We start from the raw sequence: 21,116 nt of genomic DNA, 5'->3' as shown, positions 1-21,116 counted from the left end.
ATGGCAGATGCTTTTCATTACTCTCAGAGTCTTCTCATATCTTCATTATTTAAGAGCATATAATATAGCAACATCAGTAAAATCATTCTTTCACAAGAACCTATTCCTCATCTAATATTGTAAATTAAATTTTTACTAATTTATCTACCCTTTTATCAGCTCTGTTTTATAATAGCATCTTATTTTTCTTTCTAAACTTTCCTTATGTTTGCAATTCAAGAAGCCTATAAAGCCGGGCTATTACAAAAAAAGTATTGGCTTAATAATTTAATTGCCGGCGTCATCGTCGGTGTTGTTGCACTCCCTTTAGCAATGGCATTTGCAATTGCTTCCGGAGTAAAACCTGAACAAGGTATCTATACTTCCATTATTGCTGGTTTAGCAGTCTCTCTTTTCGGTGGTAGTCGGTTACAAATTGCCGGCCCAACAGGGGCATTTATCGTAGTATTATCTGGTATCACTGCACAATACGGCATTGAAGGATTACAGATTGCAACTTTAATGGCAGGAATTATCCTATTTGCACTCGGTATCAGTAAAATGGGAGCTATTATCAAATTTATTCCAGCTCCAGTCATTGTCGGTTTTACTGCTGGTATCGGAGTCATTATCTGGGTTGGTCAATGGCGTAACTTTTTTGGGTTACCGCCAATTGAAGGTAGCCATTTCCATCAGCAAGTTTGGCAGCTCATTCAGGTTTTCCCTCAATTGCATTTTGCGACAACTACATTAGCAATCGCTGCATTATTGTTAGTTCTTTATGCACCTAAAGTGAAATACCTACATCGCGTGCCTGGGCCATTAATAGCTTTGGTTGTTATTACTATAGTTCAACAATTCGCTCAATTTGAAGGTGTTGCCACTATCGGTTCTGTTTTCGGCGGTATTCCACAAGGCTTACCGGAATTTAAACTACCTCGTTTGGAATGGACACAAATGATGACATTGATCGGCCCTGCTTTTACTATTGCGATGTTGGGAGCAATTGAATCACTGCTCTCTGCTGTGGTTGCTGATGGAATGTCAGGTACGAAACATCATTCCAATCAAGAATTGATTGGACAAGGTATCGCCAATATATTGGCACCGCTATTCGGTGGTTTTGCCGCAACCGGTGCCATTGCACGTACAGCAACTAATATTCGTAATGGCGGCAATAGCCCACTTGCAGGTATTATTCACGCCATCACTTTAGTTATCATTCTGGTTGTTCTCGCACCACTCGCTTCCAATATTCCACTTGCGGCATTGGCTGCTATTCTGTTCGTAGTAGCTTGGAATATGAGTGATGTTAGACGTTTTATTAATATGGTTAAACGTGCGCCTCGTGCCGATATAGTGATTTTACTGATCACCTTCTTTTTGACTGTTTTTTCTGATTTGGTGATTGCGGTTAATATTGGTGTTATTTTAGCCACTCTCTATTTCTTGAAACGTATGGCCGCAAGTGTTGAGGTTTCACCGAACAGTGCCGATCAAATTAATCAGGAGTTAGGACGTCAAGGAGAAAAAGAAGGATTGCCGGAATCAGCACTAGTGTTTGCCTTAGAAGGACCATTTTTCTTTGGTGCAGTTGAAAATTTTGAGCGGGCTTTAGCCGGTACCAATACCGATGCCAGATTTTTGATTATTCGTTTAAAATGGGTTCCTTTTATTGATATGACCGGTATTCAAGCTCTAGAAGATGTCATTAATTCGTTGCAAAAACGCAATGTGATCGTTCTGCTTTCCGGTGCTAATAAAAGAGTGGATCGTGAATTACGAAAATCCGGAATATTAAATTTAATCGGTGAATCTCGTTACTTTGCCCATTTTGAACAAGCTCTGGAACACGTTATTGAATTAGATCAACAGGCTCACTAAACTTGTAGTGCTCAATGTGATCCATATATGTAGTAAAAGATAGAAAATGACAAAACAAGCACCCAAAAAACAGACTAAGCCTAAGAAAAACAACCCTAAACTGAAACAGCGATTTTTCACTTTTTCGATAAAACTCGGCATCACTGCTCTTTGTATGGGTAGCTTTTATGCTATTTACCTAGATGGAAAAATTCGTTCAAAAATGGATGGGCAAATTTGGCAACTTCCTGCCGAAGTATATAGCCAAATTCCGGTTATACAACAACCGGAACATCCTACATTGCTCGAAGTAAAGCAACTACTGATTGATAACGGTTATCGTCAAACCTCTCTGCTTGCCGCTCCGGGTGATTTCAAAATTGATAACAATGATACTTTGGTGTTAATTCGACGGGCTTTTCCTTTCCCTGATATTGCTGAACCGCAACGTGTTTTACGATTACGATTCCAACAGCAACAACTTCACGTCATTGAAGATCTGGTGGCACGAAAAGCAATCACTGAATTTCGCTTATCGCCAAAATTGATTGCAATGTTAAATTCTGATGACGAAGAACGTTTGGCTATTCCATTACAACAATACCCACGTTTTTTGATTGACACCCTTATTTTAACCGAAGATCGCAACTTTTTTACTCATGATGGCGTTAGCTTTATCGGTATTGCTCGAGCCTTAGTTAATAATTTAAAAGCCGGTCATACTGTTCAAGGTGGAAGCACATTAACGCAACAACTTGTTAAAAATCTCTTTTTAAGTAATGAACGTACACTAAGTCGCAAGGCAAATGAAATCATTATGGCATTAATGTTAGATTGGCATTATGACAAAAACCGAATTTTGGAAACCTATCTAAATGAGATTTATTTGGGGCAAAGTGGTGATACACAAATTCACGGTTTCGCCCTCGCCAGTCAATTCTATTTCGGTCGTCCGATTCAAGAAATCAGTTTAGACCAAATTGCGCTGCTGGTAGGAATGGTCAAAGGCCCTTCACTTTATAACCCGTGGCGCAATCCTGAAAATGCAACCAAACGGCGCAATGTGGTATTACAAATGATGCTGGAGCATAACATTATCGATCAATCTTTGTATCAGATGTTAAGCCGACGTCCATTGGGTGTCCAAAGCCAACGCCCGGTGCAACAGGCTCAACCCGGTTTTATGCAAGCGGTTCGACACGAATTAACCGATCTGCTCGGCAATAAAAAGCTCAATTTTTTATCCGGTGCGAGAATTTTCACTACGCTTGATCCTAAATTGCAGACACAAGCGGAAAACGCCATTATCAGTGCAACAACTGCCTTGAAGTTACGCCATAAAATTCCGGATTTGGAAGCAGCGATGATTATTGCCAATTATCATACTGGTGAAATTCAAGCATTAGTGGCAGGAACGAATGTACAATATGCCGGCTTTAATCGTGTTTTGTCAGCAAGGCGACAAATTGGCTCTTTAGTGAAACCGTCCGTTTATTTAACGGCGTTATCCTATCCGGAGCGTTTTGCCTTGAATACCCCGATTAAAAACCAACCCATCAGTATTCCGCTACGTGGACAACCGGCGTGGCAACCGCGCAATTACGATCGCAAATATAGTGGTTCAGTGACCTTATTGAATGCCTTAGTTCGTTCCTTAAATATTCCGACAGTAAATATCGGAATGGCGGTAGGGTTGGATAATATTATTCGCAATCAAAAAAGTATGGGGTGGGATCAAGTCAAAATTCCTCGCGTGCCGTCAATGCTGCTCGGCTCTTACTCTATTTCTCCCTATGATGTAACTAAACTTTATCAGGTCATCGCCAATAAAGGGGCAAAAGTACCATTAACCACTATTCGTCACATTGTCGAGCGTGACGGTCACCAATTTTATCAACATCAAACCAATCCGGAACAGGTCGTTGCTGAAGAGGCTGCTATCGAAACACTGTTTGCTATGCAACAGGTTGTCGATCGCGGTACGGCACGTTCGCTGCAAGCCGATTTCGGCAAACTGCATCTTGCCGGCAAAACCGGCACCACCAATGATGGCCGTGATACTTGGTTTGTCGGCATTGACGGCAATAATGTCACCACTGTCTGGGCAGGGTTGGATAACAACCGCAAAACAAAATTAACCGGTGCTTCCGGCGCGTTGCAAATTTACAAAGCATTATTGCCTACTATTTCGGTGAAACCTTTCAAACTGCCACATACCGATACATTAAAATGGGTGAGAATCGATAATCACGGCAGTTGGAGTTGTGACAACGGAATGGAAATCCCTGTTTGGACTTCTCATAACCCTTGTGCAGTACAACCGCAAAATTCAGCTCCTGCACAAAGTGTATGGGATGCGTTGCAATTAAACGAATCCTCCGATGAGGCAACCGATGATGATAATCCGGATAACAACCAAGTACCAGTAGAAGAAGCTGTTCCTGTACATTAAAAAATATCAGCCAACAGGCTGATATTTTCTTACATCTTCAATTTATCCTGAACAATTCTCGCTTGTCGTAAGAATCTCTGACGTTCTTTACTTGCCATAGTATTATTCATACCCGGCAATTTCACTTTCATTGGGTTAACCGCAACGCCATTGATATGAAATTCATAGTGTAAATGCGGACCGGTTGAACGCCCGGTATTACCTGATAATGCGATGCGTTGCCCTTTCTTTACTGTTTGCCCCGGTTTAACTAATGAGCGACTTAAATGCATATAAACAGTTTGATACTCACGCCCGTGTCGTAACATTACATAACGTCCTGCACCACCTGCCTGATAAGATACCTTCACCACTACGCCATCTGCTGGCGCAATAATTGGTGTACCAATCGGCATTGAAAAATCGACGCCTTTATGTGGTGCAATACGCCCTGTTACCGGATTTTTTCGACGTGGATTAAAATGCGAAGAAATTCTATATTGACGCTGTGTCGGATAACGAGAAAAACCTTTACCCAAAGTTTCACCGTGATTATTGTAATAACGTCCATTCTCTGCTTGAATAGCATAATAACTCTTGCCTCGGCTGATAATATGAATTCCCATCACATTTCCTTGACCGGTCAATTTATTATTCAAATATTCACGATTAACCAAAATAGCGTAACGATCACCTTTTTGTAATTTGGTTAAACTAATTTGCCACTGTAAGGCATTAATCAGCTGATAAATTTGTTTGGAATCTAAACCGTTTGCACGCAAATGGTTATACAAATTACCTTCAATATCCCCCTTTAGTACTTCTTCTTTCCAAATACTTTGCTTTTGGATAACTTGCATCGTAAATTGACCATCTGCCTGCCGCTCATAAATACGCTCCTCTTTTCGAGAAACTAACCAGTTTAAATATTGTAAATCGCCATCCTTAGACAAAATCCAATAAAGCTGTTGCCCAGTTTGTAGTTTTTTCAAAGTCGGATCTAACTGATACAACTCATTGACGGTATCTACCTCTAAACCGCTCGATCCCAATATATCAGCTAGAGTATCACCGTCTGCTACAGTCGCACCGAATTGATTGGTAATACTAAGCGCCTGTCCAGCTGCATTGAGAAGTTCATTAAGTGCATCTTTCGCATCTTGTGGCAACTCATCATCACTAAAAAAGGTATCATCCGATAACTGATCATCAAAATTTTCATCACTATCTGTATCTGTCGCATTAGTATCATTACTCTGTGTAGTCTGATTGTTTTCTATTTGATTACTATTTTTCCATTTTAATCGAGCTTTATTTTGCTCATCAGCAGCAGATGTTTTAGTTTCAACCATTTCTTTCAATAGCTGCTCACCCGTACCACTCATTGGTTTAGTTTGATGCAATAAAAAATAAAGTATTGATGTAAAACAGAGAATCGCAACACTAGCAAGTAGTGTTCTAATTATTATTTTTCGCTTTAAACGATCTCTGGCTAATTTAATATGTTGCATTTTAATTAACTCAAATAACTAACTCATATAATCTATTTTGAATTGAAATAAGACATAATATTAACGGAAAAATTCCCCTTTTTAGGAACATATTTCATTAAATGCATAAATCTTAAACATTATCTAAAAATTTATTTGATCCCCTACAGGATTTGCATAAAATACAGACCGATTTTTAGAAAGGTACCGTTATTATGCACACTTCACAACCGCCCCTAGTTGAATTAAAAAATATTTCAGTTGAGTTTAATAACAAAATTGTATTGCAAGATGTTTCGTTATCAATTCAACCACGATCCATCACTACTATCGTTGGGCCGAACGGCGGTGGAAAATCTACTTTGCTTAAAGTTTTGTTAAAACTGATTATGCCTAAGAGTGGATCTGTCCACTATGCTGCCAATACCAAAATTGGTTATGTACCACAAAAAATACATTTGGATAACTCATTCCCTATTACAGTAAAAAAATTTCTTTCACTTAAACCGAAAACAACGAAACAGGATATTGAAAAGGTACTACAATTGCTTTCTATCACCCGTTTAGGGGAACAAAGTATGCAAAAATTATCCGGTGGAGAAATGCAACGTGTTCTATTGGCGCGCGCTATCTTGAACAAACCTAATCTATTGGTATTGGATGAGCCAACTCAAGGTGTTGATATTATTGGGCAAAATGAACTTTACCAGTTAATTAATCAAATGAGGGAACGATTTGATTGTGCTGTACTAATGGTTTCTCACGACCTACATTTAGTGATGGCAAAAACCGATCACGTACTCTGCATCAATCATCATATCTGTTGTGAGGGTACGCCGGACTCCATCAGTGCTCATCCGAATTTTATTGACTTTTTTAACAATCAGAATGAACAGAATGTTGCTATTTATACGCACCATCATAATCATAAACACAATCTACACGGTGATGTCTGCTGTTCTGGCGAACATCATTCTGCTGATTGCCAACATCAACATTAAGGTTAATTATGTTTGAAATTATTTTTCCTGCTTGGATAACCGGCATTATTTTATCTTTAATCACAGCCCCACTCGGTGCTTTTGTTGTTTGGCGGAAAATGGCTTATTTTGGAGACACCCTGTCACATTCTGCACTGCTCGGTATTGCTCTAGGCATCGTCTTTGATCTTAATCCTTATATTGCCATTCTTTTGCTGATTATTTTATTGGCTCTTATTTTGGTTTGGTTGGAAAATAACACGCATTTTGCGGCTGATACCCTGCTCGGCATTATTGCTCACACTTCCCTTTCCTTAGGTGTTGTCACTATTGGCTTAATTGGCGGCGTCAGGGTTGATTTGATGAATTATCTGTTCGGCGATCTGCTTGCCATTACTTATCAAGATTTACTCTGGATAGGTATTGGCGTTATTTTAGTATTGAGTATTCTATGTTACTTCTGGCAAGCATTGATTTCTGCCACAGTAAACCCGGAATTAGCGCAAATTGAAGGGGTTGATGTCAAAAAAGGACGCATTGTGTTAATGTTGCTAACTGCCATTACGATTGCATTAAGTATGAAATTTGTCGGCGCATTAATTATTACCTCTCTACTGATTATTCCTGCTGCTACTGCTCGCCGTTTTTCCCGCACACCGGAAAGTATGGCAATTGTTGCCGTGGTAATCAGTATGATTGCAGTAACCGGAGGATTACTACTCTCGGCATTTTATGATACAGCTGCCGGTCCATCTGTGGTGATTTGTTCTGCTTTACTATTTGTTTTATCATTACTCAAAAAACAACAGGAGTAGCTATGAGCAAACTTTTAGAAGATCGTAATGATATTGAACTACTGGTTAATCGCTTTTATGATTCGCTTTTAGCCGATGAAAGAATTGGATATATGTTCGCTCATCTACGCGGAAAACATTGGCAAACCCATTTAGAAAAAATGTATCGATTTTGGGAAAGTAATATTTTTGATATGGAAAGTTATCAAGGAAATCCAATGTTGGCACATATCAAAATACACAACCGCCAGCCAATGAGCGAAGAGATGTTCGCTATTTGGCTATCTCACTGGCAAAATACGGTAAATCAGCTCTTCTACGGAGAAAAAGCTGAAAAAGCCCTTTTTCGAGCGGCAACAATTAAAGATTTGATGCAACAACGTGTACTCACTGATGAGCTACCAATGTTTATGCAGAAAATCAGACCAATTCGAGGTTAATAATGAGCTATTGTGATTATGTTAATCAATTAGCGGAGGATGAAGATCCATTTAATAAATCATATCACGATCATCGTTATGGTTTTCCGATTGAAGATGATAATGAGCTGTTTGCCCGTTTAGTAATGGAAATTAATCAAGCAGGGCTTAGCTGGACGTTGATCTTAAAGAAAGAGCAGGGCTTTCGACTTGCTTATGACCAATTCAATATCGCAAAAGTGGCTAACTATAATGATGAAGATCGCCAACGCTTATTGAATAATCCGGATATTATTCGCAATCGTCTTAAAATTAATGCCGCTATTTATAATGCCAAACAGATCTTACAACTACAGCAACAATTCGGTTCATTTAAAACGTGGCTTGATCATCACTATCCCCAAACACTCCCCGAATGGGTTAAACTGTTTAAAAAACAGTTTAAATTTGTTGGCGGAGAAATTGTTAATGAATTTCTTATGAGTACTGGTTACTTACCGAACGCTCACGATAAAACCTGCCCGATTTATCAAAAAATTCTACAAACAAATGTGAAATGGAAAGAATCATCTTGAATTGGTGATGTATTAATTTGTCTACTATGCCTCAAGAAATAGCCAATGCTATTTAAATGGTGTTATTACAGGAGCTAAAGACAAATCATCAAAATGAGGAATGTGGGACAAAATCAGAAAATTTCATCAATCCTTGTCCTATAATGGTTTATAGAATTGATGTAACGTTTTATAAAACCATTATTTAAAAAGTTACATCAACGTTACATCAATCTTGAAAACAAATGCAATCCTATGCAACAAATAAAAATGACCTTTTTTATATTTTTCAATAACTTGCAACGCTATGCAATGTTATGAATATAACCAGTGGTGGAGCTGGGGGGAGTTGAACCCCCGTCCGAAATTCCTCTACCTTCAGCACTACATGTTTAGTCTAGTCTTTAATTTCACTTAATCACTGCGGACAGACACGCGATAACTAAGCTAGTTTGATTCAATTTAGTGTTTCGATCCTCAAACGGCGGCTTCCACACGATCTCGTTTAAGTTGACTCCTCTTTAATCCCCGTCTTACGAGCGGAAGCTAGGGAGAGAAGGCTTTACGCAGGTTATTAAGCTGCTAAAGCGTAGTTTTCGTCATTTGCGACTATTGTTTTGCGGTTTATTTACGAGGCCTACCGCACCTCGACATGCACCTTAGGCTTTGCTAATCCCGTCGAATCCTAGATCAGCCCCAAAATTGGGCAACAGTTTAACAGAAAGAAAAAAAAAGAAAAGTTAAAGTTATCCTTTCTTTATTAGAAAGAATAACTTTTAAGCTATAAATTTAATAAACGTTCTAGAGAAGGTGCAAAATAGTAACTGCCTGTTACTGGTTTAGTAAAACCTAATAGTCGATCTGTTTTTCCGTCTAATTCTCCAAACATACTAAGTAACTGCTGTTCAATATTGTGAAGCTTACTGCAATAAGCAATGAAATATAAACCGTGTTTACCACTTACTGTACCATAAGGTAAGCTTTGGCGAATGATTTTTAAGCCTTTTCCATTTTCTTTTAAATCAACACGACCAACGTGTGAGGTCGGTGGCACATCATCAAGTTCAACACTATCCGGTTTCGTTCTTCCAATAACTTATTCTTGTTTTTGCTGATCTAATTTTTGCCATTTATCCAATTGGTGTTCCCAACGTTGAGCGAATACATAACTACCATCTTTATCTATTCCGTCAGCCACCAGCCCAATTGATCTGCGTAATTCATCTCCTACTGGATTTTCAGTTCCATCAATAAAACCTGTAAGATCTCGTTCTTCTACCCAGCGGAAACCGTGAGTTTCTTCTTTAACCTCAATTGCTTCACCAAAAATTTGTAACGCTTGCTGTGCAAGAGAAAAATTTACATCATGTCGCAACGAGAGAATATGAATTAATAAATCATTCTGTGTTGAAGGCGCTGCCAAATTTCCCTTTCCTAATTGAGTAAAAGGTTTTAATTCTGTCGCATCAGTTTGATTAGATAACTTTCTCCAGGCATCATTACCAAAGGCTACAATACTATAAAGATGTGCATCAGGATATTGTTGTTGTAATGCTTCTGTTGCTTTGATCAAAGCTTTACAGGATTGAGCTACTGCCGAAAAATCAGCAATGTTTGCTTCAATAAAAATTGCCGCTTTGCAATGTTCCAATAAAATGCCTGTTTGTGCGGTCATACTTTCCCCTATTTGTTTCAATAAAAATAATTGAACGTTATTATAATGCAAATGGGGAAAAGGTTGAGGCATTATTTTTAAGCAAACGTTTGCTTAAAAATATTAAAAGAGATTTTCATTTCAATCAAAAATCTGTATAATGCCGCCGCAATATTTTTTAATCATTTTATTTATTAACTTTTAACAAAGAGAGATATTGCAATGCTTAGAGTAATTAAAGAAGCCCTCACCTTCGATGATGTTCTTCTTGTTCCTGCACATTCCACCGTATTACCAAATACGGCAAATCTTTCAACCCAGCTTACTCAAAAAATCCGTTTAAATATCCCTATTCTGTCTGCCGCGATGGATACCGTAACTGAAGCCAAAATGGCGATTGCACTTGCACAGGAAGGTGGTATCGGCTTTATCCATAAAAATATGAGTATTGAACGCCAAGCTGAGCGTGTACGTAAAGTGAAAAAATTTGAAAGCGGTATTGTTAATGATCCAATTACCGTACGCCCAACTACGACACTCGCTGAAGTAGCAGAATTGACAAAGAAAAATAAATTTGCTGGATATCCAGTGACTTCAGAAGATGGGGATTTATTAGGAATCGTAACCGGTCGTGATACTCGTTTTGTTTCTGATTTATCGTTACCAGTTACATCAGTAATGACACCAAAAGAACGACTTGTAACTGTAACTGAAGGCAATTCATTCGATCGGGATCATATTTTTGCCTTGATGCATCGTCATCGTGTGGAAAAAATCTTAGTAGTTAATGAGCAATTTAAATTAAAAGGGATGATTACCCTTAAAGATTACCAAAAATCTGAACAGAAACCAAATGCCTGTAAAGATGAATTTGGACGTTTACGCGTTGGTGCAGCGGTTGGTGCCGGAGCTGGTAATGAAGCTAGAATTGATGCTTTAGTAAAAGCTGGTGTAGATGTTTTATTAATTGACTCGTCTCACGGTCATTCTGAAGGTGTGTTACAGCGTGTTCGTGAAACACGTGCAAAATATCCTGATTTACAAATTATTGCTGGTAACGTAGCGACTGCTGAAGGTGCGATTGCTTTAGCTGATGCTGGTGCGAGTGCAGTGAAAATTGGAATTGGGCCAGGTTCAATCTGTACAACTCGTATCGTGACAGGGGTAGGCGTGCCGCAAATTACAGCAATTGCTGATGCAGCAGAAGCATTAAAAGATCGAGGTATTCCTGTTATTGCAGATGGTGGTATTCGTTATTCAGGTGATATTGCCAAAGCGATTGCTGCTGGTGCATATTGTGTTATGGTGGGGTCAATGTTAGCAGGAACAGAAGAAGCACCAGGCGAAATTGAACTTTATCAAGGACGTGCTTTTAAATCTTACCGTGGTATGGGGTCTTTAGGGGCGATGGCAAAAGGTTCATCAGATCGCTACTTCCAAAGCGATAACGCCGCCGACAAACTCGTGCCAGAAGGCATCGAAGGACGCATTCCATACAAAGGCTACTTAAAAGAAATTATCCACCAACAAATGGGCGGCTTGCGTTCTTGTATGGGCTTAACGGGCTGTGCCACCATTGAAGATCTCCGCACCAAAGCCCAATTTGTGCGAATCAGCGGTGCAGGTATTAAAGAAAGCCACGTCCATGATGTTACCATCACCAAAGAAGCGCCAAATTATAGAATGGGGTAAATAAAAGTGCGGTCAATTTTTTGGAGGTTTTATAGATGAAATTTATTAGGATGTTAAGTTTAAGCACTCTACTATTAACAGGATGTGCAATGTTTTATCCTCAATACAGTGGAGAAAGTACAGCTGATTCTCAATTAAAATCTGATACTGAGCGAGCTTTAATTTTCCCATTTGTGCATTACTATAGTTGTTCTATAGGAAAGATAAAAATTCATACACAAATATTAAATGTTGAACAAGAGCCTAATAGTAATACATTAAAATTGGCTCAAGAATTATGGAAAGTAAATGCTTGCGGAAATCTTAAAGATATTTATATAGATTTCATCCCTGATGGACATGGTGGCACTTTTATAAAAAGTAGATTTACACCTTAAAAATATTATTAATTCTGAGAAAAATAAAAAATGAACAACATCCACAATCACAAAATTTTAATCTTAGACTTTGGTTCGCAATATACCCAATTAATCGCACGCCGTATTCGTGAAATTGGCGTTTATTGTGAATTATGGGCATGGGACGTTGCAGAAGACGATATTCGCCATTTTGCACCAAATGGGATCATTCTTTCAGGTGGTCCGGAAAGTACAACTGAAGCAGGAAGCCCACGTGCACCAGAATATGTATTTAAAGCAGGTGTACCTGTACTTGGTATTTGTTATGGTATGCAAACTATGGCAATGCAATTAGGTGGTTTAGTTGAACCATCTAATGAACGTGAATTTGGTTATGCATCAGTTGAAGTCGTTACACAAGATAAATTATTTGCCAATTTAGCAGATGCACATTCTGCACAAGGTAATGCATTGCTTGATGTATGGATGAGCCACGGCGATAAAGTTACCCAATTACCACCGCACTTTCAAATCACGGGAACAACTCCAACTTGCCCGATTGCGGCGATGTCCGATGAAAGCCGCCATTTCTATGGCGTACAATTCCACCCAGAAGTTACCCACACCAAGAGTGGCTTAGCCCTTTTAACCAATTTCGTGGTGAATATTTGTGGTTGTGAACGCAACTGGACACCAGAAAACATTATCGAAGATGCCGTTGCTCGCATTAAAGCACAGGTGGGTGATGATGAAGTGATTCTCGGCTTGTCTGGCGGGGTAGATTCCTCCGTTACCGCTCTTCTTTTACACCGTGCTATTGGTAAAAATTTGCACTGCGTCTTCGTGGATAACGGCTTGTTGCGCCTAAACGAAGCTGATCAAGTGATGGAAATGTTTGGTGATAAATTCGGTCTAAATATTATCCGTGTTGATGCTGAGGATCGTTTCTTAAATGCGTTAAAAGGTATTGATGATCCGGAAGCAAAACGAAAAACAATCGGTAAAGTATTCGTTGAGGTTTTCGATGATGAATCTAAGAAATTAACTAGCGTAAAATGGTTGGCACAAGGCACTATTTACCCTGATGTAATCGAATCCGCTGCTAGCAAAACCGGAAAAGCACACGTTATCAAATCTCACCACAATGTGGGGGGCTTGCCTGATTATATGAAACTAGGTTTAGTTGAACCATTACGCGAATTGTTCAAAGACGAAGTGCGTAAAATCGGTTTAGCACTTGGTTTGCCTGCTGAAATGCTCAATCGTCATCCATTCCCAGGTCCGGGGTTAGGTGTACGTGTACTTGGTGAAGTGAAAAAAGAATATTGCGATTTACTTCGTCGTGCCGATGCAATCTTTATCGAAGAACTTTACAATTCGGGTTGGTACTATAAAGTTAGCCAAGCGTTTACCGTATTTTTACCAGTCAAATCCGTTGGTGTAATGGGAGATGGACGTAAATATGATTGGGTTGTTTCCTTGCGTGCGGTAGAAACTATTGATTTTATGACAGCACATTGGGCTCATTTACCTTATGATTTGATCGGTAAAATCTCCAACCGTATTATTAATGAAGTAGATGGCATTTCCCGTGTAGTCTATGATGTCAGCGGAAAACCTCCTGCAACGATTGAGTGGGAATAGAAGCTATTTCATCGACAATGACTTTACAAAGTAAAATAAAAATTAGACCGTAGCTTAGTCGTTACGGTCTTTTTATGTCCTTCAATTGCCAAGAGTGATAAAAAAATTTGGAAATGTAGCGTGAAAATGATATGAAAGCAAAAGAAACAAACCAAATAACAGATCTATTGAAAAATATTTAAAGAAAGGATGGTGAATAAGGTGAATAAATTGAAGTTAGGAAAATTAGAGGAAGTTGACATTAGAGAACTATGGAAGCACGAACAGTATGATTTTTCTGAATGGCTTGCCAAAGAAGAAAATATAGAAATGCTAAGTAATAAAGTAGGATTAACATTGACTGATATAAATAAAGAGGTTTTTGTTGGTTCATATCGCTGTGATTTAGTTGCAAAAGATGAAACTACAGAAATTAAGGTTATCATTGAAAATCAGTTGGAAACGACCAACCATGACCATTTAGGAAAAATTATAACGTATGCTTCTGGGTTAGATGCAAATGTAGTAATTTGGATTGTTAAAGAAGCAAGAGAAGAACACAGAAGTGCGATAGAGTGGCTAAATAATAAGACAACTACAGATATTTCCTTTTTTCTAATAGAAATACGTGCATTTAGAATAGGAGATTCTTTGCCAGCACCTCAATTTGTGGTTGTAGAAAAACCTAATGATTTTGTCAAGGTAACAAATGTGGGCGTAGATAATGGAGAATTAAGCAAAGCTCAATCCGAAAGATTTAACTTTTGGAATAAATTTAATGAAATTGTAGCTTCAAGGAATAAACCTTTTAATATAAGAAAAGCAACAACAGATCATTGGTATAATGTTGCTCTTGGTACAAGTGAGGCACATATATCTATTACATTAGTAAATAAAACAAACAGCATTGGGATAGCAGTTTATATAAATGATAATAAAAAACTTTTCAACAAGCTGTACTCTGAATCCGAATCAATACAAAATGAATTAGGATTTAATATGGATTGGCAAAGATTAGATGATAAAAAAGCTTCTAGAATTATTTACTATATTGATGGATTAGATTTTAATAATCATAAAAACTATGATGAACTTATAAATAAAGTAATAGATAAAGTGATTGCTATCAGAGATGCTTTTAAAGATCGCTTATAGTAGAACTAGAATAGGAAGAAAAAATACAAACGAGCTTCAATTAAACAAATTTGCCAGTAAGTAAGCTAACCCAACGCAAGAAAGAAATTTAATTGGAACTTGCGTTGGGATATTTTTAGATAAAAGGAAAATTATTTTCGGCGTTGTTGCAATTCTACCTGACGCATTCCCCAGATACATAACGGAATAAAGGCTAGCAACACCAGTGAACCTAAAATAACACTCTGCCAAGCAAAATGTCGCCATAAGAAAATCAGATAAAAGCCGACAACACTTGAGCCGAAATAATAAAACGAGAGATATAACGCTGAGGCTAATGCTCTTGCCTGTTTAGCCTGTTTGCCGACCCAACCGCTTGCCAATGCGTGTGTTGTAAAAAAACCAACGCTACAGATTAATAACCCCATAATAATTAATGGCAATGATGACACCAACAACCATAACACACCAATAACCAATACACACCATCCTAAAAACATCCCTTGCAAAGACGAATAACGCTGTGTTAATTTCCCGGTCAAACTGGCTGCGAAAGTTCCGCTTAAATAGCATAAAAACAGCAAAGATACTTGTGTGGTTGAAAAATTATAAGGTTCGCTAAGCAGACGCAAACTCACTACAGAATACAAATTAATAAAGACACCGAAACCTAACCCTCCAATAAAAAATGTCCTCCATAATTTTGGATTTCGGATATGTCCGCACAAATTATTTCTTAAATTAGTAAATTCCAATGTCTGTTTCTGAAAATTCTGTTCTTTAGGCAGGCAATAAATAATCAGCAACGCACCAATGACTGCTAATACCCCACAAAATAACATTGGCATATTCAGACCAAAATGATCGGCGAGGAATCCACCCAACAAACGTCCTGAAATACCACCTAATGAGTTTGCTGCTATATATGAACCGACAACAGAAGTAATAGAACGAGGTTCAAATTCCTCACTAATGTAAGCCACCGCCACTGCCGGCAAGCCTCCCAATGTTATTCCTTGAATAACACGCAATGTAATCCAACTGCTTACGCTATCTGCAAAATAAAGAATTATCCCCAAAATTGCCGTTAAAATAAGGCTAATCATCATCATTAATCTACGACCGAAACGATCTGCCAATAATGCCCACGGAATTAAACTCAAACTTAAACCTAATGAAGCACCAGCAAAAATCCAATTCGATAATGTAATAGATACTTGATAAGTTTTAGCAAACTCAGCCAGAATTGGTTGTGCCGAATATAAATTACAGAACACTAAAAAAGAAGAAAATGCCAATGCAACACTAGCAAAATAGAATTCTCGGGAATGGAGTGTAATCATAATGTTTTATCATTTTAGGAAAGCGTGATTTTATCTTAATCCTTTAACATTTATTTTACAAATATTTTATTCCGCACAATATTGCAATACAACCACTTCATCACCGACTCGCACTACTCCACTATTTATCGGCACTAAATTAATACCGAATAATGGCTCACCATCAGCATTAGTATGAATTTTCTTTAAGGTACGAAAAGGCTCACACTTTGCATCCAATTCACCACTTTGCAAATTTCTCGTTGTTAAAACACAACGTGATGAAGGCTTGGTGTGTAAAAATTCCATTTCCCCAATCTTAATTTTTAGCCATCTTTCTTCCGCAAACGCTTCTCCTCCTGTCACCACCAAATTAGCACGGAATTGATCAATGCTGATTGAGGCAGGACAAGCCGCCTGCACTGCCTCAAAGGAGCTTTGCGTAACTAATAACAATGGATAGTCATCCGCAAATGAAACACTATTTTCAGGCATTTTTTTCACAAAACGTTGATCCATTTCCCCTAACCAGCGTAATACTACTTCTTCTTGCAATTTCTCGCTAAACCAACGATTAATATTCGCTGGAGCAATGAATGAAAGGAAATGCGTTCCCCAAACTTCACAGCTTTCCTGAACATTAAAATCACGATAACGCACAACAATTTTCGACCCATCACAATGACGCACAATCAATCCCTGAGCCACAGGAAATGCAGACAGTTGATACAACGCTCCGTGCTTACGCGCAGTAATAAATCTTCCATTAACATCCGTTAACATAAATTCACGATCAAAATTCAAACCGCGAGATTGTACATAAGCTTGTTGCACAAAATAGGGTTGTGTCGATTTAATTGGGAATAGGGTAATTTTTTGCACTTGATTCATTTTGCTTTTCCTCTTTTTTCTCCTGTATCGGCACTAATCTATAACGTTTTCAACTTAAAAACCATATTTTTAATAAAAACATATCTTTTAAACAGATCTGATAAGGATTAAACAAAAAAATCGTGATATCTTAATTTTTTATAAAAATTATAAAAAATTATTTGACACCATCTAATTTTTAATTTTATTTTCTATGCTAAATTTAAATAAAAACTAATTTTAATAAAAAATATCTAATTAAAATTAGACTTTATTAGAAAAACTACGATTGCCCATAGATTCTTATAAAAACATACAGGAGAAAATTATGAAACTCGTTAGTGCAATTATTCAGCCATTCCGTTTGGATGAAGTTCGTGAAGCTTTAACCGACATAGGTGTACACGGCATCACGGTTAGTGAAGTCAAAGGTTTCGGTCGTCAAAAAGGACATACTGAAATTTATCGTGGCAGCGAATATACCATCGACTTTTTACCAAAAATTCAGATCGATATTGCTGTCAGCAATGATTTGGTGGAAAACGTGATTGAAACCATTGTGGAAGCTGCCCAAACCGGTCGTGTCGGTGATGGCAAAATTTTTGTATTGCCACTTGAACAAGTCGTCCGCATCCGTACACGCGAAACCGGAGATGATGCACTCTAAATTTATTCAATAATGCAAATACAACACACTTAGGGGAAATTAAAATGAGAACATATCGTTGGTTATTAGCATTTCTACCAATCACTGCTCACGCAGAACTAACTGATTGGATACAACCAATCTCCGCTATCAGTGCTGGAGATACCGCTTGGGTAATGTTAGCTGCCATTTTAGTGCTATTTATGACTATTCCGGGGTTAGCACTCTTTTATGCAGGAATGGTTCGTAAGAAAAATATCCTTGCCACAATGGTGCAAAGTTTTGCTGTTTGCTGTTTAGTGGCTGTTATTTGGTTGATCTGTGGATATAGTTTAGTCTTTACACCAAATAACGCCTTTATTGGTGGATTGGATCGCCTATTCTTAAACGGATTAAACGTTTTTACTGAACAAGAGAAACTCACTATTTATCCGGGTGCCGCTTCGATTCCAGAATCAGTATTTATGGTATTCCAAATGGCGTTCGCAATTATTGCCGGTGCGATTATTACCGGTGCTTTTGCTGAAAGAATTAAATTTGGTGCGGTTTTGGTTTTTGTCGGAATCTGGACATTATTGGTTTACGTCCCGACTGCCCACTGGGTATGGAGTATCGGCGGTTGGTTAGCGGAAGACGGTGTTCTCGACTACGCAGGTGGAACCGTTATCCATATTAACGCCGGTGTTGCTGGATTATGTGCTGCGCTCTTTATCGGCAAACGTATTGGTTATGGCAAAGATGCAATGCCTCCATACAACCTTACATTAACCTTAATCGGTTGTGCAATGCTTTGGATTGGTTGGTTTGGTTTTAACGCTGGTTCTGCCCTTGCTGCCGACAGCCGTGCTGGAATGGCATTAGCCACCACACAAATTGCTGCTGCTGTTGCTGCATTAACTTGGATGCTTTGTGAAGTGATCAGCAAACATAGACCTTCCGCATTAGGATTAGCATCTGGTGCAATTGCAGGATTAGTCGGCATTACGCCAGCAGCAGGTTTCGTGTCAGCACAGAGCGCAGTTTGGATTGGTTTAATCACTAGTGTATTCTGCTTCATAGCAGTAACAAAAATAAAATATAAATTAGGCTATGATGATTCACTCGATGCATTTGGTATTCACGGAATCGGCGGTATTGTAGGTGCGGTATTGACAGGTGTCTTTGTTTCAACTGACATCACTGGTGGCGATGCCAGCATATTAGCTCAAGTAGAAAGTGTCCTCATTACCCTGATCTACAGCAGTGTAATGTCTGTCTTCATCCTTTGGGTAATGAGCAAATTTACAGACATCCGCGTTTCAACCGATGAAGAACGCCAAGGTTTAGACCTCGTTTCTCACGGCGAACGCTTAGAATAATAAGAACCGAATACTTTCCTATTGCTGTACCAATAAAAAAGGTGCAGCTTTTTTGATCTGTACCGTTCTCTATTCTGCTTATTCAGCAGCAAGTTTAATAAAGATTAGCCCGTTTAGAATGCAAAATCGTCTGTAAATTAGAAGAAGTAAGATAATCTTTTTGTTTCATATCAGAACTCCTAGAGACAAAAAAGTGCGTTTACACGCACCTTTCATTATTTAATGTTCACTAATTCTATTTAATAATTTATAAAAAATAGTTTCCTGATGACTTGCCAACGTTTGAAAATCACCTTGCTCAACCACTTGAGCATTATCCATTACTACAAGTTGATCAAATTGATCCAAACCACTTAATCGATGAGTAACCATAATCAATGTTTTATCTCGACAATGTTGCAATAACAAAGCGAGAATATGACGTTCCGTTTCACGATCCAATCCCTCCGTTGGTTCATCTAATAAAATTATCGGGGCAGATGATAATAAAACTCGTGCAATACCTAAACGGCGTTGTTCACCACCCGATAAAGTTCTGCCACCATCACCCAGCCAACTATCTAGCCCCTGTTCCTGTTCAAGCAGATACTCTAACCCCACTTGCCTAATCACCTCATTAAGCTTTTGATCATCGGCATTAGGGTTTGCCAATAACAAATTTTGACGTAATGTATCACTAAAAATATGAACACGTTGTGTCAATAGGATCATCTGTGAACGCAATGTTGGCTCACTATAAGCCGCTATCGGTTCACCTGCTAACAAAATTTGCCCCTGTGTTGCATCATAATTACGAATCAGAAGCTGCAATAATGTCGATTTACCACTACCGGTTTTTCCCAAAATGGCTATTTTTTGTTGTGCGGTGAAAGTGAGATTAATGCCTGATAACGCCTGTTCGGTACGATCCGGATAATGAAAATGAACATCTTGAAATGTTAATAATTTATCTGTGTGGCTTAGGTTGATTTGTTCAAGGTTGCCGTCAAATGTGACTAACGGCTGCTGCGTAATAATATCATTTACACGTTCCGCCGAAGCAATAACCTGCCCTAAGTGTAAGAATGCCGCACCAATCGGCATTAAAATTTCAAACGAGGCTAACGCAGAAAAAGTGACCAAGGCAATCAATGCCAATTTAAATTCATCATTGCCCATTGGCGTTGCTGCCGCCATCCATAACGTGCAAACAATCATTAAGCCATTGATAAACAACAAAATCGCACTGGATAAGCCTGATAACTGTGCCTCTTTTTGTTGATATTGCAACCAACTTTTTTCTGTTGTTGCTAATTGTTGTTTTAAATTATCGCTGGCATTAAACAGCAATAATTCAGCTTGAGCTTGGATATATTCAACAAATTGACTGCGGTATTGCGCTCGGGTTGCCGTCAGTTTTGCCCCGAACTTTCTACCCAAACGATAAAAAATGGTTGGTAACACCACTAATAACAATAAAAGCGTGCCGGCAATAAAACAGGCAATGGTTTTATCGAGAAAACTCAAGCCAATGCCGATAAAAACAATCATCAAAACTGCACTGACGAACGGTGCAAACAGCCGTAAATAAAGGGTATCCAGCGTGTCCACATCCGCCACTAACCGATTCAATAATTCGCTATTACGATAACGGCTCAACACTGCCGGACTTAACGGAATAATTTTGGAAAAAATCATTACACGTAATTTTGCCAAAATTTCAAAGGTCACATCGTGGGTTACTATTTTCTCAAAATAACGTGCCACCGTACGTCCAACCGCCAATCCCCTTACTCCGGCAGAGGGATAGAAAAAATTAAACATTAACGACACGCCGGCAATAGCCGCTGCAGCTAAGAACCAGCCGGAAAGAGTTAATAAACCAATACTCGCCGCCAAACCGGTCAGCATCAAAATAATGCCTAACATCAAACGTGCCGGCGAGTGTTTAAACATCGCTAAAAATGGTAATAATGATCGCATCACTTTA

The 21,116-nt window shown here is 38.5% G+C and carries 16 protein-coding genes, 1 other RNA gene and 1 pseudogene; 12 read left to right on the top strand and 6 right to left on the bottom strand.

The genetic code is table 11. The annotated features are described in order from the left end of the window. Positions 1 to 204 precede the first annotated feature (204 nt). Complete coding sequence (locus JP36_RS02055) at positions 205 to 1,863, top strand: SulP family inorganic anion transporter (protein WP_013747197.1); 1,659 nt, start codon at positions 205 to 207, stop codon at positions 1,861 to 1,863. 46 nt (positions 1,864 to 1,909) lie between these two features. Beyond that, entirely contained in the window at positions 1,910 to 4,294 is a 2,385-nt protein-coding gene (gene mrcB / locus JP36_RS02050; RefSeq protein ID WP_039171445.1) for a penicillin-binding protein 1B, read from the top strand. Positions 4,295 to 4,323: 29 nt separating this feature from the next. On the opposite strand, the gene mepM is transcribed toward mrcB, so the two are convergent. Further along, positions 4,324 to 5,784 carry a murein DD-endopeptidase MepM gene (mepM, locus tag JP36_RS02045; protein WP_039171442.1) on the bottom strand — a complete coding sequence of 487 codons (1,461 nt, stop codon included), beginning with the start codon at positions 5,782 to 5,784 and terminating at the stop codon, positions 4,324 to 4,326. A 194-nt stretch (positions 5,785 to 5,978) separates the two neighbouring features. Between mepM and znuC the strand changes: the two genes are divergently transcribed. Genes znuC through JP36_RS02025 form a run of 4 tightly spaced genes read left to right on the top strand, consistent with a single transcriptional unit; the run spans position 5,979 to position 8,531 of the window. Continuing rightward, on the top strand, positions 5,979 to 6,764 hold the full coding sequence (gene znuC / locus JP36_RS02040; RefSeq protein ID WP_039135759.1) for a zinc ABC transporter ATP-binding protein ZnuC: 786 nt from the start codon (positions 5,979 to 5,981) through the stop codon (positions 6,762 to 6,764). 8 nt (positions 6,765 to 6,772) lie between these two features. Continuing rightward, on the top strand, positions 6,773 to 7,558 hold the full coding sequence (znuB, locus tag JP36_RS02035) for a zinc ABC transporter permease subunit ZnuB (protein ID WP_039171440.1): 786 nt from the start codon (positions 6,773 to 6,775) through the stop codon (positions 7,556 to 7,558). A 2-nt stretch (positions 7,559 to 7,560) separates the two neighbouring features. Continuing rightward, a complete protein-coding gene (locus tag JP36_RS02030; protein ID WP_039135761.1) occupies positions 7,561 to 7,977 on the top strand; it encodes a group III truncated hemoglobin in 417 nt (138 codons plus the stop codon). A 2-nt stretch (positions 7,978 to 7,979) separates the two neighbouring features. Further along, positions 7,980 to 8,531, top strand: coding sequence for a DNA-3-methyladenine glycosylase I (locus tag JP36_RS02025; protein WP_039135762.1), 552 nt, complete (start codon positions 7,980 to 7,982; stop codon positions 8,529 to 8,531). 310 nt (positions 8,532 to 8,841) lie between these two features. Here JP36_RS02025 and ssrA read toward each other — a convergent pair. Together ssrA and JP36_RS02020 are read right to left on the bottom strand one after the other, a co-directional pair. Further along, positions 8,842 to 9,208: a transfer-messenger RNA gene (ssrA, locus tag JP36_RS11275) on the bottom strand. An 83-nt stretch (positions 9,209 to 9,291) separates the two neighbouring features. Continuing rightward, positions 9,292 to 10,185 (bottom strand): annotated as a pseudogene (locus JP36_RS02020) (Dyp-type peroxidase). Positions 10,186 to 10,386: 201 nt separating this feature from the next. Between JP36_RS02020 and guaB the strand changes: the two are divergent. The 4 genes from guaB to JP36_RS02000 all read left to right on the top strand — a co-directional run bounded on the left by guaB (position 10,387) and on the right by JP36_RS02000 (position 14,972). Continuing rightward, a complete protein-coding gene (gene guaB / locus JP36_RS02015; RefSeq protein ID WP_039135764.1) occupies positions 10,387 to 11,856 on the top strand; it encodes an IMP dehydrogenase in 1,470 nt (489 codons plus the stop codon). An 89-nt stretch (positions 11,857 to 11,945) separates the two neighbouring features. Then, entirely contained in the window at positions 11,946 to 12,233 is a 288-nt protein-coding gene (locus JP36_RS02010) for a hypothetical protein (RefSeq protein WP_126372104.1), read from the top strand. Between the two features lie 30 nt (positions 12,234 to 12,263). Then, positions 12,264 to 13,838 carry a glutamine-hydrolyzing GMP synthase gene (gene guaA, locus JP36_RS02005; RefSeq protein ID WP_039135765.1) on the top strand — a complete coding sequence of 525 codons (1,575 nt, stop codon included), beginning with the start codon at positions 12,264 to 12,266 and terminating at the stop codon, positions 13,836 to 13,838. A 201-nt stretch (positions 13,839 to 14,039) separates the two neighbouring features. After that, positions 14,040 to 14,972: a DUF4268 domain-containing protein gene (locus JP36_RS02000; protein WP_039135790.1), complete on the top strand. Its 933-nt coding sequence runs from the start codon at positions 14,040 to 14,042 to the stop codon at positions 14,970 to 14,972. A 131-nt stretch (positions 14,973 to 15,103) separates the two neighbouring features. Here the strand turns inward: JP36_RS02000 and JP36_RS01995 are convergent, their stop codons facing one another. Continuing rightward, a complete protein-coding gene (locus JP36_RS01995; RefSeq protein ID WP_039171438.1) occupies positions 15,104 to 16,294 on the bottom strand; it encodes an MFS transporter in 1,191 nt (396 codons plus the stop codon). A 66-nt stretch (positions 16,295 to 16,360) separates the two neighbouring features. Beyond that, positions 16,361 to 17,164, bottom strand: coding sequence for an MOSC domain-containing protein (locus tag JP36_RS01990; protein WP_039171435.1), 804 nt, complete (start codon positions 17,162 to 17,164; stop codon positions 16,361 to 16,363). A 307-nt stretch (positions 17,165 to 17,471) separates the two neighbouring features. Here JP36_RS01990 and JP36_RS01985 point away from each other — a divergent pair, with 307 nt between their 5' ends. Then, on the top strand, positions 17,472 to 17,810 hold the full coding sequence (locus JP36_RS01985; protein WP_039171432.1) for a P-II family nitrogen regulator: 339 nt from the start codon (positions 17,472 to 17,474) through the stop codon (positions 17,808 to 17,810). Positions 17,811 to 17,854: 44 nt separating this feature from the next. Continuing rightward, positions 17,855 to 19,147, top strand: a complete 1,293-nt coding sequence (locus tag JP36_RS01980; RefSeq protein ID WP_039171429.1) for an ammonium transporter — start codon at positions 17,855 to 17,857, stop codon at positions 19,145 to 19,147. A gap of 219 nt (positions 19,148 to 19,366) precedes the next feature. On the opposite strand, the gene cydC is transcribed toward JP36_RS01980, so the two are convergent. Further along, positions 19,367 to 21,109 carry a heme ABC transporter ATP-binding protein/permease CydC gene (gene cydC, locus JP36_RS01975; protein ID WP_039171427.1) on the bottom strand — a complete coding sequence of 581 codons (1,743 nt, stop codon included), beginning with the start codon at positions 21,107 to 21,109 and terminating at the stop codon, positions 19,367 to 19,369. Positions 21,110 to 21,116: the final 7 nt, after the last annotated feature.

The organism is Gallibacterium genomosp. 1 (genome assembly GCF_000771875.1).
Taxonomy (GTDB): Bacteria; Pseudomonadota; Gammaproteobacteria; order Enterobacterales; family Pasteurellaceae; genus Gallibacterium.
This window is presented reverse-complemented; position numbering and strand designations above follow the sequence as displayed.

Bases quoted from the DNA above. Each gene is read 5' to 3' on its own strand.
- JP36_RS02055 (WP_013747197.1), top strand. From the start codon at position 205: ATGTTTGCAATTCAAGAAGCCTATAAAGCCGGGCTATTACAAAAAAAG.
- mrcB (WP_039171445.1), top strand. From the start codon at position 1,910: ATGACAAAACAAGCACCCAAAAAACAGACTAAGCCTAAGAAAAACAAC.
- mepM (WP_039171442.1), bottom strand. From the start codon at position 5,784: ATGCAACATATTAAATTAGCCAGAGATCGTTTAAAGCGAAAAATAATA.
- znuC (WP_039135759.1), top strand. From the start codon at position 5,979: ATGCACACTTCACAACCGCCCCTAGTTGAATTAAAAAATATTTCAGTT.
- znuB (WP_039171440.1), top strand. From the start codon at position 6,773: ATGTTTGAAATTATTTTTCCTGCTTGGATAACCGGCATTATTTTATCT.
- JP36_RS02030 (WP_039135761.1), top strand. From the start codon at position 7,561: ATGAGCAAACTTTTAGAAGATCGTAATGATATTGAACTACTGGTTAAT.
- JP36_RS02025 (WP_039135762.1), top strand. From the start codon at position 7,980: ATGAGCTATTGTGATTATGTTAATCAATTAGCGGAGGATGAAGATCCA.
- guaB (WP_039135764.1), top strand. From the start codon at position 10,387: ATGCTTAGAGTAATTAAAGAAGCCCTCACCTTCGATGATGTTCTTCTT.
- JP36_RS02010 (WP_126372104.1), top strand. From the start codon at position 11,946: ATGTTTTATCCTCAATACAGTGGAGAAAGTACAGCTGATTCTCAATTA.
- guaA (WP_039135765.1), top strand. From the start codon at position 12,264: ATGAACAACATCCACAATCACAAAATTTTAATCTTAGACTTTGGTTCG.
- JP36_RS01995 (WP_039171438.1), bottom strand. From the start codon at position 16,294: ATGATTACACTCCATTCCCGAGAATTCTATTTTGCTAGTGTTGCATTG.
- JP36_RS01990 (WP_039171435.1), bottom strand. From the start codon at position 17,164: ATGAATCAAGTGCAAAAAATTACCCTATTCCCAATTAAATCGACACAA.
- JP36_RS01985 (WP_039171432.1), top strand. From the start codon at position 17,472: ATGAAACTCGTTAGTGCAATTATTCAGCCATTCCGTTTGGATGAAGTT.
- JP36_RS01980 (WP_039171429.1), top strand. From the start codon at position 17,855: ATGAGAACATATCGTTGGTTATTAGCATTTCTACCAATCACTGCTCAC.
- cydC (WP_039171427.1), bottom strand. From the start codon at position 21,109: ATGCGATCATTATTACCATTTTTAGCGATGTTTAAACACTCGCCGGCA.